The organism is Halomonas sp. YLB-10, from assembly GCF_003856855.1.
GTDB classification, from domain to species: Bacteria; Pseudomonadota; Gammaproteobacteria; order Pseudomonadales; family Halomonadaceae; genus Halomonas; species Halomonas litopenaei.
This window is the reverse complement of the sequence record NZ_RRCU01000006.1, coordinates 1-12,861: the sequence shown is the minus strand read 5'-3', so window position 1 is coordinate 12,861 and position 12,861 is coordinate 1. Positions and strand designations below refer to the sequence as shown.

4 protein-coding genes are annotated in these 12,861 nt (G+C 62.6%); 2 read left to right on the top strand and 2 right to left on the bottom strand.

Annotated elements, in window-relative coordinates; genetic code table 11:
• Window positions 1–12 precede the first annotated feature (12 nt).
• Entirely contained in the window at window positions 13–723 is a 711-nt protein-coding gene (locus tag EBB56_RS14160) for a transglutaminase-like cysteine peptidase (protein WP_045994808.1), read from the top strand.
• A 33-nt stretch (window positions 724–756) separates the two neighbouring features.
• Window positions 757–2,685 carry a LapD/MoxY N-terminal periplasmic domain-containing protein gene (locus EBB56_RS14155; RefSeq protein WP_045994807.1) on the top strand — a complete coding sequence of 643 codons (1,929 nt, stop codon included), beginning with the start codon at window positions 757–759 and terminating at the stop codon, window positions 2,683–2,685.
• A gap of 103 nt (window positions 2,686–2,788) precedes the next feature.
• Here EBB56_RS14155 and EBB56_RS14150 read toward each other — a convergent pair whose 3' ends face one another.
• Together EBB56_RS14150 and EBB56_RS14145 are read right to left on the bottom strand one after the other, a co-directional pair.
• A complete protein-coding gene (locus EBB56_RS14150) occupies window positions 2,789–3,118 on the bottom strand; it encodes a hypothetical protein (RefSeq protein WP_045994806.1) in 330 nt (109 codons plus the stop codon).
• A gap of 123 nt (window positions 3,119–3,241) precedes the next feature.
• On the bottom strand, window positions 3,242–12,823 hold the full coding sequence (locus tag EBB56_RS14145; protein ID WP_221621193.1) for an Ig-like domain-containing protein: 9,582 nt from the start codon (window positions 12,821–12,823) through the stop codon (window positions 3,242–3,244).
• Window positions 12,824–12,861 lie beyond the last annotated feature (38 nt).

The following is a 12,861-nucleotide window of genomic DNA, read 5'->3' as shown; positions in this document are numbered from 1 at the left end:
TTGGAACTCGCCATGAGCCCAGATGCCGTCTTGTCTCGCCCGTCTCGCCGCCGCCCCCCTTCCTGGCTCGCCTGGGGGTCTGCGAGCCTGTTGGGCGCCTTCCTGGTGCTGGCACCCGCACCGGTGGACGCGACGCTCGACCATGCGCGAATGCGCGCGGCCATGAGCGCCGAGTACGGAAGTCAGGGGGTAAGAGCCCTGGACGAATGGCTCAACCTGATCGATCGCCTGAGAGGCGCCGACCTTCGTACTCAGCTGCGCGACGTCAACGACTTCTTCAATCGCAAGATGCAGTGGCTCGAGGATCGCACCATCTGGCGCCAGAGCGACTACTGGGCTACTCCCATCGAATCGCTGGGACGCGGCGCAGGCGACTGCGAGGACTACTCCATCGCCAAGTACGTGACCCTCAAGGAGCTCGGCATTCCCATCAGCAAGTTGCGCATGATCTATGTGCGTGCTCGACTGGGACGTAGCCAGATCACCCAGGCCCATATGGTGCTCGGCTACTACGAGACGCCAGGCGCCGAGCCCCTGATTCTCGACAACATTGCCGCCGGCATTTCCCGTGCCAGCCTGCGCACCGATCTGGACCCGCTGTTCAGCTTCAACAGCAGTGGCCTGTGGGCGGGTGGCACCACCCAATCACGGGCGGATCCCCTGGCGCGCCTGTCGCGCTGGCGAAACGCGCTGGATCGCATGCGCCAACAGGGAATCCAGTGACATCATGCCAATCCTTCATCTAGAGACGCCGCCATGTCGTTGATCAAACAACTCTGGCTCGCCATCATTGCCATCCTGCTGATTGCCCTGATCGGCAGTCTGGTGGTGGCCGTATCGGGCAGCCGCGCCTACATCGAACAGGAAATACTGATCAAGAACGCGGACAACGCCAATGCCCTGGCGCTGAGCATGAGCCAGATGCCTGACAAGGATGAAGTGACGCTGGAGCTTTTGATCTCGGCGCAGTTCGATACTGGCCACTACCGCAAGATCCAGCTGCTGGACACCGAGGGCAGACCGATCATTCGTCGCGTTGCTTCAGCCCCCGAAGAGACTGGCGTACCGGGCTGGTTCCGTGAGCTGGTCGCCTTCGAGGTCCCCGCCGGCACTGCGGTCATCCAGGATGGCTGGCAGCAGCTTGGTACCTTGCAGCTCGAAAGCGCACATGGCTTCGCCTACCAGTCGCTGTGGCAGAGCACCCTGCGCATGGCCGCCTGGTTCGTGGCAGCAGGTGCCCTCAGCCTGCTGATTGCCTACCTGCTGGTACGCCAGATCCGCACCCCGCTGAAGACCCTGACGCGCCAGGCCAACGATATCGGCCAGCGTCGCTTCACCGTCGCCCCGCTACCCCGTACGCTGGAACTGCGCGAAGTGTCCGACGCCATGAACCGGCTGTCGAAAAGCGTGCGCGAGATGCTCCAGCGCGAGAGCGAGCAGATCGACCGGCTACGCCGCCAGTTGCTGCATGACACGGTGACCGGGGCCTTGACCCGGGAAGCCTTTATCGACCGCCTCAACTACAGCCTCGAGCAACAGGGTGAATCCAGCTACGGCGTGGTGGCGATGATCCGTGCCACCGACCTGGCCGCGCTCAACGAACGCCGCGGCCACTTGCACACCAACGGCGTGCTCAGCGACCTTTGCCAACGCCTGACCGCCATCGCCGAGGCCCATGGCGAAGGCTATGTGGGTCGCCTCAACGGCAGTGACTTCGCCCTGATGCTGTGCGGCAACGTCGACGAAAGCTGGGCCCGCGAACGGCTGAACGACAATCTGTCGACCCTGGCCGAACAGAACGCACCGGTACTGCGGCTCCCCGCTGCCCTGGCGGTCTACCACCACGGCCAGGAGCGCACCACCCTGATGGCCGCACTGGATGGCGCCCTGTCGCTGGCCGAGAGCCGTCCTGGACAGGCGATCGAGTCCTGCCACAACGTGGAACAGGAGACGCTCTACCGTAGCCGCGCCGAGTGGCGCTCATCGCTGGTCGAGGCGATGGAGCACGGCGTCCTGCTGGGGCAGTATCCGGTGCTGGATCGACGCGGACAGTTGCTGCATCACGAGGCCCCAGCACGCCTCAACATCAAGGGCGAATGGCGTCAGGCGGGTGTCTTCATGCCCTGGATCGCCCGTCTGCGCCTCCACGACAGCCTGGATATCAAGGTGATCGATGCCGCCCTCGACACCATCCATCACCACCGGCAGCCGCTTGGCATCAATTTGTCCCATGCAGCGATTACCCAGCCTAATGTCGTGATCGCCCTGCAGCAACGACTCAGCGCCCGCCCGGACTCGGCTCCCTTCCTGTGGATCGAGGTGCCGGAGTCGATCGCCCGAAGCGATCTCGAGAGCTTCCGATATCTATGCCAGTCGCTGGCCCCCTTCGGCTGTCATCTGGGCATGGAGCACGTCGGTGCGGCCTTCCGCCAGTTGGGAGATCTGCAGGATCTTGGGCTGTCCTACATCAAGATCGACGCCACCCTGTGTCGTGGCGTGTCGGAGCGGCCGGAGCAGCAGACCATTCTCAGGGGCATGGCGACCCTATGCCATTCGCTGGCGATCCAGGCCATCGCCGAGGGCATCGACGAGGATCGCGATATCGACACCCTGTTCGAGCTGGGCCTGGACGGTGTCACCGGCCCCGCCGTGTCCGCCAGGATGGAAACCGACAGGCACTCGTGAGCGTCGATGACATGAAGGGTACACAACAAAGGGCCACCCGAAGGTGGCCCTTTGTCTTGCCCAGGTCGACGCATGCGACTTGAGAGGTGCAGATGCTCAGCGCTTAGATGAGGGGGTCGTCGTCCCCTACCAGATCCACATCATTGTAGCGACGACGCAATGACTGGCGGTCCATGATCTTGCGGCGCGCCGCGTCAGGCAGATCGGTGAAGCTGATCACGCCCTTGTCCATCAGCAGATCAAGCACGTCCTCGAGCACCCGCACAAAGGCCAGGTCGGAGGCATGGAACTGGGACTGTTCGTTGCGCTCATTACCGTCTGACAGGAAGAACAATAGCTCCTGATCATCCGGCGCCATGAATTCGTCGCAGGTCGCTGTAGGCTCCCGGCTGACACAGACAAGCTTTCCTTCCCCGTCACGCTGGACGTACATGTCACGTTCTCCGCAATCTTTGTTGGTCGAGCATATATCAAGTTTCCCTTGATCAGTAGCCCTCGGCGTTTACCGCCGAGGGCCTTGCCCGTTTCGCGCTATACGACGGGACCGAGCGCCTGCCTACACATCCAGCTGGCCCTGGTTGAGCAACTGCATCAGGAAATCATCGGGGCTTGGGGCCGCGTTGGCCACGCCTTCCAGGGTAATGACCTGATCAGCGTTGCCATTGTCGTCCGCCAGATTTCCGTCACTCTTGACGTACAGCACAATATCATCCCCTTCCTGTTCGGCGTGGATATAGTCATTCAGCGACTGCTGGTCGTCGTCCTTGTCGTAGCCTTGCAGCAACTCGCTGAGATCCAGCACATCGGCCTCTGGGTCCTGGCTGGCGTCGACACCGGCCGGCGCCACGTGGAAGTCGGTGATGACGTCGTCGGCGGGATCCCCGACCACTCCCTCATCACCCAGCACCCAGGCGAAGGTATCCGCACCGAGTCCTCCGACCAGGGTGTCATCGCCGGCACCGCCGAGCAGCAGGTCATCGCCTTCCTCACCATATAGCGCGTCGCTACCACCGCCGCCGATCAGGGTGTCGTCACCGTCACCGCCCTTGAGGGTGTCGGCACCGCCATCCTTGCGCTCGGTGTCCAGGAGTTCGCGATAATGATCACGAATGTAGTTCAGCACCTCATCCTTGCCAGGCGCCTCGCCCGAGGGCTTTCCGGCAATAGGCGGCTCACCGGTTTCAGCCAGACTGCCGTCATCCTGCAGGCGCACATCCGATGTCCCCCATGTCAGGAACTCGTAGAGGCCCTGGTAGCCAAGGCCGTCATGCTCACCGGCATCGAAGCGCTCACCGGTATCGCCATTGACCCAGCTCAAATGGTCACTATTGACGGTATCCCCGAATATCAGGTCATCACGAGAAGTCCCGTCGATGGTGTCACTTCCCAGCGTCTGGAGACCGGTAAAGGTATCACTGCCATCCAGCACCGCGTTCAGCTCATCGGCCGAATTGACGATATTGACTTCGCCCTTCTTGGCCTCGCTGGTTCCAAGGTTGACGTAAATGTCGGAAATAGCGAGTGCAGTATTGAAGACATCAGCATTGGTCACGCCAAACTCGAGGCGGTAAGTCCCGGCCTCCTTGAGCAAGGAAGTCCCTTCCAGCGCCCAGTTAGACGTGCTTGAGGCAAGCGTTTCTGTTTCCACATCGACCCAGTCGCCGGAGCCATCAAGACGCTGCAGCGTAAAGCGCGCACTCTCACCGGCACGGTAGGTGGAGTTGGCATAGACAAACTGAATCTGGGCGTAGTTGCTGAATCCATCGAGGACAAAACTATCGCTCGTTGCCACTGCTTCGCCAGGTACGCTCCCCGTTTCCAGACGAAGATAGTCCACCCTGCCGGAAGTCGCCTCGCTGAGATTACCAGTCGCGACCCCGGAGTACGTCCAGGAATCTTCGACGTCATCGAGAAGATGAGACGCCTTGCCATCGGGGCTATCGAAGTCCGCCAGGCGATACTGGAGTGCCACCTCTCCGGACACCACCGGGATGTCGCTTTGCTCAACCACATTGGTGTTGTCAAACAGCCTCAACAACTCTTCATTGATGCCATTGCCAATGCCGATCGCCTTGACCTGGCTGATATCGGACAGACCTTCGTAGGCCTCCAGAGCACGGGTCACGTCTATTTGGTTAGTGGTCCCTCCCGAACTGGTACTTGTCCCATAGACGGTAGGATTGCCATCGGTCACGAAGTAGCTGACATTCTCATAGTCATTGTCCTGATTGAGGAACCAGCTACGTGTGGCGTCGAATGCCACCTCATAGTTGGTGGCACCAGTGGCGTTAAGATCATTGACGTAGTCGATCAGTTGCTGAACCTCATTGGGGTTCAGCCCGAGATCGTTGACATCTTCCAGGTCGGCATCAAACGCAAAGGGAATGATCGCAATATTGACAACCCCTTCGTACTCGGCCAACTGGTTGATCAGTCTTTCGATGGCCTCCTTGGCCACCGAAATGCGTGTGCTTCCGTCCTCCACCTTGCCTGACTTCATGCTTCCGGAGACATCAAGCATGATCGCGACGTTATAGTTGGTCGCCGGCTCTATCTCCGTGTAGATACCGCCCTTGTCACCAACGATCACATCGTCACCGGAAGACCCGGTATGAGTATCACCGTCGTTGGTACCGACAAAGAGCTGCGACGGAGGCGCTCCCGAGACAACGAGGGAGCCCGCGACGCTGTCGCCATCACCATCGGTGCCGGTCAAGGCAAGCTCAACATCGAAGCCCGAGCTGCTGTCACCGAGACGATAGTCCATATCACCCAGGGTAAAAGGCGTATTGCTACCGCCCACCACCTCGATACCCTCAAACCCGCCATCCGGACTGAGTTCAAACGACCATCCATCCTTCATGCCATCCAGGATCAGGCGGCCTGCCCCGTCGACGCTGATGGATACCGCGTTGGTAACATCGGTGCCGGTCTGATCGAGAATGCGGACGTCGTCGGCAGTAAGACGAATGTCGTTGTCCACCGTCTGGCTGGGAGATCCAGAACCCGGAACATCACTTGCGTAGTTGAAAGCAGCTACCGTCACTACGGCAGAGGCATCAACACCCTCCACATGGATGGTCTGGGTTACTTCGGACACCCCTTCATGCCCCTGCCAGCTTGGCTCTCCGGTACCGGAAAAGGTCAGGCTGTCGAGGAAGCTGATGCGGATGACCTCGTTAAGCTCGATACCGGGACTTGCACCACCGAAGACGCCGAGCGTGCCGTCCAGCGGCACCATGCCAACGCCATTGGGCGTCGAGTAGAGAACGTCGTTGTCACCCTCATCGTCCTGGTAGTTAATACCGTGATATCGCACGACGCCATCGAGACTCAGATCCGAAATATCGGCGCGCTCGACTCGAGTAGTGCTGACCTCGCCAGCGGCAACCTCGATGCTGTAGCTGTCGCCTGCCGGGTCCAGCGTTACGCTGAAGCCGACGGTGCCATCTGCGGTCACCGCCTCAAGTTGGTGGCCATCGCCAGACAACTGGTAGCTCAGCGGCTCGCCATTGAAATACAGCGTATTGCCATCGCTATCCGTCGCAGCCTGCCCCTGCAGGTCGGCAAAGGTCACGTCCTTGACCCCATCGGCTCCGGAGACAGCCGCAAAGTTCAACTGCCCAGTCTGGCCGCCGGCAAGATCGATAGCATCGGCCGTGAAGGCCTCCGGGCTGTCATCGTTGACCAGCACCTGCAAGGTGCCACTGGCCGGGCTGCCATCGGAATCGGCGATGGTGTAGCCGACATTGAACGCCAGAGAGTCCTCCGTGCCCTGCTCACCATGGTCCAGCGGCTGGTGCAGTGTCACCTTGTAGGCGCCGTTCGCCACCCCGGTCAGGGCAACGGTCAACACCAGTGCGTTGGAGGCGTCACGCCCCGTGACCGTTCGGCCGTCGTCGCTCAACGTGTAGGACACCGCCTGGCCACTGGCCGTTACCGTGGGCAGGCCATCAAGACTCCAGCTAAAGGCACTTGAGCTCGCTGCCCCATCGTTGCCAAAGGAATAGCCAAGCGTCCCAGTGACGACGGTCGCCTCACCGGCCGCATCACCCGGGCCACCGGCATTGCCACCCGACAGGCCATCTTCGTCCACGCGAGCGACACCATTGGCGGCCTCCGGCGTGGAGTCAGCCGCCACATTGACAGTCAAGGTGGCGTTGCTGGTGTCGCCGTCGGCATCGACGATGGTGTAGTCGATGACCGCGGCGCCCTCGAAGCCCGCCGCCGGAGTGAAGGTCACCTCACCGCTGTCGCTGTCGATGGTCACCCTGCCAGCACTCTCGTAGCCCGACGCCATGCTCGCCGACACCAGAGTGGCGCCATCGGCTCCGCCCTCGTCGTTGGCCAGTACGTCGACGGTGACCTCAGTGTCCTCGGCGGTGCTCACCGCATCATCGACCGCCGTTGGCACGTCATCGACAATATTGATGCTGATGCTGGCAGTCGAGCTATTGCCGTGGGCATCGGTCACGGTATAGCTGAACACGTCCTGGCCATTCAGGGTGTTCTGACCATTATCCGCCTCGGCGCCGGTCACGGCGGTATCGAGGGTATAGGTGTAGGACCCATTCTCCTCGATGACCAGAGTGCCGTAGCTGCCGCGCAGGGTCGTGGCGGTGAACTTCAGTGCGTCGCCCTGGGCATCGCTTGCCTGAAGCTGGCCTTCCGCCACTTCGCTATTGCTGGCGGCATCGCTGCCCGTGGCAAGCCCGGCCTCGCTGACGGTAGCCGCGCTGGCATTGGCCGTGGGCGAGCCGTCGTTCACCACAAACTTGATGTTGGTCTGGCTGGTATCACCGTCGGCGTCCCTGATGGTGTAGCTCACTACCTCTTCATAACTGCCGTTGGCGTCGGCGGTGTAGGTGTAGCTGCCGTCGGCATTCCAGCTGAGCTGACCACGCATCCCGCTGGTATCGACGGAGATGACCGTGGCCCCGTCCGCACCCTGGACGTCATTGGCCAGCATTCCATTGCCCGCTGTGGTGGTCAACGAGGTACCGGACTGCAGCGCGGCGGGGGTGTCATTGACGGCCTGAGGCACGTCATCGATGACATCGACGGTAATGGTGCCGGTGGCAGAATTGCCGTGGCTGTCGGTCACCGTATAGACAAAGCTCTCGGCGTCATCGACGGGGTTATCCGACGAGTTGACCGGTTTAGTCAGGGTGTAGGTGAAAGAACCATCGGCGCGGATGTCGATCTCGCCATAGCTGCCCTTGATGGTCTCCGCCTTGAAGGTCAAGTCGTCGCCCTGGGCATCGGTCGCCACCAATTGCCCTTTCACTTGCTCTGAATTGGTCGCCGACTGGGAACCCTCGTCAAGCCCGGCCTCGTTGACCTGCACGTTGGTCGGCTGGGTCGTCGGCGTACCGTTTTCGACATTGATGGTCAGGGTGGCCTGACTGGTATCACCGTCGGCGTCGGTGATGGTGTAGTTGACCACCTCGGTGTAGCTGGCGTTGTCCTTGGCCGTATAGTCAAAGCTGCCATCGGCGTTCCACGTCAGGGAACCCTGCAGGGAAGACTCGTCGACGAAGGTCACGGTGGCGCCGTCGGCGCCCTGGGTGTCATTGGCCAGCAGACCAACATCGGCACCCTTGCTGATCACCTGCGAAGACTGCACGCCATCGAGCTGATCATTCACCGCCTCCGGCGCGTCATCGACCACCGAAACCTTGACGGTAGCCGTCGCACTATCCCCATCAGCCTGGCTCGCCACCACACTCACGCCATCGATAGACAGTGAGTTCTTCAGCGTCGCTGCCACCTCATGGGGCAGACTGTCGCTGAGCGTGGCCGTGACACTGACATCGCCACTGTTCTGAGCCGCCACCGAGGCCGGCGCCTGCAGGCTCAGGGTCAGCACCAGGTCGTCGCTGCCAGCGAGTCGAGCCTCCAGTTCACCCTCGTCGTTTGCGCTCCAGACCAAGGACTCACCAGCCGCCAGACCCTGGACGCTGATGCCGGTGACGCTGTCATCGGCACCGATATTGCCAAAGCCGAAGTTCACCAGGCTGTCGCTACCCGCGTTAAACGTCAGTACGCCACTGTCCTGATCCGCAGAGACTCCGGTGTCGGCGTCCTGCAGCGTCAGATCCAGCGCCTCGGTAGTAGCATCATCGTCGCCTTCCTTGATGCTGACACTCGGGCCGGTGCCGTCGGTGATGGTGACGCTGTGGCTGTCGGTGGCGGTGTCGCCATCGCTGTCTTCGGTGGTGATGGTGAAGTCGATCGACGGATTGCCGGCGCTGTTCTGTACCTGGTTGGCGTTGGCGTCAAAGGTCCAGGTACCGTCACCAGTGACGGTCAGGGTGCCTTCGGCGAGATCGAAGCTGACGAAATCGGTAGCACCATCGCCCAGCGGCTTGGTTTCGCCTGCCACCGTCACACTGACGGTGGCGCCATCGGCACCGGCGTCGGTGCTCCAGGTGCCCTCGACTTCCTGGCCTTCGACCACGCTGGCAGGCGCTTCAACGAACTCGATGGTCGGCTGATCGTCGGCCACGCTGACCGAGACGGTTGCCTCGGTGCTGGTACCGTCGGTGTCGGTGCCGACCACGCTGATGCCACTAATGGTCAGGCTATCGGCGTCGACCGCGTGGGCCAGGCTCTCGGCCAGGGTCGCGGTCACGGTGACGACCTGCTCCTCGCCCGCGGCGATTGGGTTATTCGCGTCAACCGCCGGACTCAGGGTCAGGGTCAGGACGGCGTCACCGCCGGCCTCGGTGCGCCCTTCCAGCTCACCGGCGTCGTTGACACTCCAGCTCAGCTCGCCATTCAGGCCGGTGACGCTGATGCCGGTGACGCTGTCATCGGCACCTATATTGCCAAAGCCGATCGAGGTGATGGCGTCGCTGCCGGCGGTAAAGGTCAGGCTCGCCACGTCGGTATCCGAGGCGGCGCCTTCGGTCTCGGCGTCATCCAGTGCCAGGCTGGCCTGGGTCGAGGCCGGATCGCTGCCGGTGACCGAAACGCTCGGGCCGGTGCCGTCGGTAATGGTGACGGTGTGGCTATCGGTGGCGGTATCGCCATCGCTATCTTCGGTGGTGATGGTGAAGTCGATCGACGGGCTGTTGCCCTGGTCGAGGTTGTCCTTGGCCTCAAAGGTCCAGGTACCGTCGCGACCGACGGTCAGGGTGCCTTCGGCGAGCTTGAAGCTAACGCTATCGGTATCGTCATCGCCCAGCACCTTGTCGACGCCGTCAGCGGCCACGGTCACCGTGGCACCATCGGCACCGGCGTCGGTGGTCCAGGTGCCATTGACACTCTGGCCCTCGACCACGGTCTCGGCGGTATCCGCGATCTCGAGGGTCGGCTGATCGTCGGCCACGCTGACCGAGACGGTTGCCTCGGTACTGGTACCGTCGGTGTCGGTGCCGACCACGCTGATGCCACTAATGGTCAGGCTATCGGCGTCGACCGCATGGTCCAGGCTCTCGGCCAGGGTCGCCGTCACGGTAACCACCTGCTTCTCACCCGCCGCCACAGGCCCGGAAGAGCTCAGCGCCAAGGTGATCACGGCATTGCCGTCACCCTCCACACGCCCTTCCAGCTCACCGGCGTCGTTGGTGCGCCAGATCAGCTCGCCATTCAGGCCGGTGACCTGAATACCGTCGGTGTCACCAAAACCGATCGAGGTGATGGCGTCGCTGCCGGCGGTAAAGGTCAGGCTCGCCACGTCGGTATCCGAGGCGGTACCTTCGGTCTCGGCATCATCCAGTGCCACGCTGGCCTGGGTCGAGGCCGGATCGCTGTCGGTAACCGAAACGCTCGGGCCGGTGCCGTCGGTGATGGTGACGGTGTGGCTATCGGTGGCGGTATCGCCATCGCTGTCTTCGGTGGTGATGGTGAAGTCGATCGACGGACTGTTGTCCTGGTCGAGGTTGTCCTTGGCCTCAAAGGTCCAAGAGCCATCGCGGCCGACGGTCAGGGTGCCTTCGTTGGTGGTAAAGCTGACCGTTGCATCACTGGCATCACCCAGCGGCTTGGTCTCGCCCGCCACCGTTACGCTGACGGTGGCGCCATCGGCACCGGCGTCGGTGGTCCAGGTGCCGTTGGCACTCTGGCCCTCGACCACGGTCTCGGCGGTATCGGCGATCTCGAGGGTCGGCTGATCGTCAGCCACGCTCACACCCACGGTTGCCGTCGTGCTGGTGCCGTCGGTATCGGTGCCGACCACGCTGATGCCGGTGATCGACAGGCTATCGGCGCCGACCGCATGGTCCAGGCTCTCGGCCAGGGTCGCCGTCACGGTGACGACCTGCTGAGTGCCGGCAGCGATCGGATTATCCACGTCAACTGCCGGACTCAGCGTCAGCGTGATCACGGCATTGCCGTCACCCTCCACACGCCCTTCCAGCTCACCGGCGTCGTTGACACTCCAGCTCAGCTCGCCATTCAGGCCGGTGACGCTGATGCCCGTGACGCTGTCATCGGCACCTATATTGCCAAAGCCGATCGAGGTGATGGCGTCGCTGCCGGCGGTAAAGGTCAGGCTCGCCACGTCGGTATCCGAGGCGGCGCCTTCGGTCTCGGCGTCATCCAGTGCCAGGCTGGCCTGGGTCGAGGCCGGATCGCTGTCGGTGACCGAAACGCTCGGGCCGCTGCCGTCGGTAATGGTGACGGTGTGGCTATCGGTGGCGGTATCGCCATCGCTGTCTTCGGTGGTGATGGTGAAGTCGATCGACGGACTGTTGGCCTGGTCGAGGTTGTCCTTGGCCTCGAAGGTCCAGTTGCCGTCGCCAGTGACGGTTAGCGTGCCTTCGGCGAGATCGAAGGTGACGAAATCGGTAGCACCATCGCCCAGCGGCTTGGTTTCACCTGCCGCTGTCACGCTGACGGTGGCGCCATCGGCACCGGCGTCGGTGGTCCAGGTGCCGTTGGCACTCTGACCTTCGACCACGGTCTCGGCGGTATCGGCGATCTCGAGGGTCGGCTGATCGTCGGCCACGCTGACCGAGACGCTTGCCTCGGTGCTGGTGCCGTCGGTGTCGGTGCCGACCACGCTGATGCCGGTGATCGACAGGCTATCGGCGTCGACCGCGTGGGCCAGGCTCTCGGCCAGGGTCGCCGTCACGGTAACCACCTGCTCCTCGCCCGCGGCCACAGGGCCAGAAGAGCTCAGGGTCAAGGTCAGGACAGCGTCACCGCCGGCCTCGGTGCGGCCTTCCAGCTCGCCAGCGTTGTTGGTGCTCCAGATCAGCTCGCCATCCAGGCCGGTGACGCTGATGCCGGTGACGCTGTGATCGGCACCTATATTGCCAAAGCCGATCGAGGTGATGGCGTCGCTGCCGGCGGTAAACGTCAGGCTCGCCACGTCGGTATCCGAGGCGGCGCCTTCGGTCTCGGCGTCATCCAGTGCCAGGCTAGCCTGGGTCGAGGCCGGATCGCTGTCGGTGACCGAAACACTCGGGCCGGTGCCGTCGGTGATGGTGACGGTGTGGCTATCGGTGGCGGTATCGCCATCGCTGTCTTCGGTGGTGATGGTGAAGTCGATCGACGGACTGTTGTCCTGGTCGAGGTTGTCCTTGGCCTCGAAGGTCCAGTTGCCGTCGCCAGTGACGGTCAGGGTGCCTTCGGCGAGATCGAAGCTGACGCTATCGCCATCGCCCAGCGGCTTAGTTTCGCCTGCCGCTGTCACGCTGACGGTGGCACCATCGGCACCGGCGTCGGTGGTCCAGGTGCCATTGACACTTTGGCCCTCGACCACGCTGGCAGGCGCTTCAACGAACTCGATGGTCGGCTGATCGTCGGCCACGCTGACCGAGACGCTTGCCTCGGTGCTGGTACCGTCGGTGTCGGTGCCGACCACGCTGATGCCGGTGATCGACAGGCTATCGGCGTCGACCGCGTGGGCCAGGCTCTCGGCCAGGGTCGCGGTCACGGTGACGACCTGCTCCTCGCCTGCGGCGATCGGATTATTCGCGTCAACCGCCGGACTCAGGGTCAAGGTCAGGACGGCGTCACCGCCGGCCTCGGTGCGCCCTTCCAGCTCGCCGGCGTTGTTGGTGCTCCAGATCAGCTCGCCATCCAGGCCGGTGACGCTGATGCCGGTGACGCTGTCATCGGCACCTATATTGCCAAAGCCGATCGAGGTGATGGCGTCGCTGCCGGCGGTAAAGGTCAGGCTCGCCACGTCGGTATCCGAGGCGGCGCCTTCGGTGTCGGCATCCT

Coding starts and splice junctions, on each gene's coding strand:
- EBB56_RS14160 (WP_045994808.1), top strand. CDS start 13: ATGAGCCCAGATGCCGTCTTGTCTCGCCCGTCTCGCCGCCGCCCCCCT.
- EBB56_RS14155 (WP_045994807.1), top strand. CDS start 757: ATGTCGTTGATCAAACAACTCTGGCTCGCCATCATTGCCATCCTGCTG.
- EBB56_RS14150 (WP_045994806.1), bottom strand. CDS start 3,118: ATGTACGTCCAGCGTGACGGGGAAGGAAAGCTTGTCTGTGTCAGCCGG.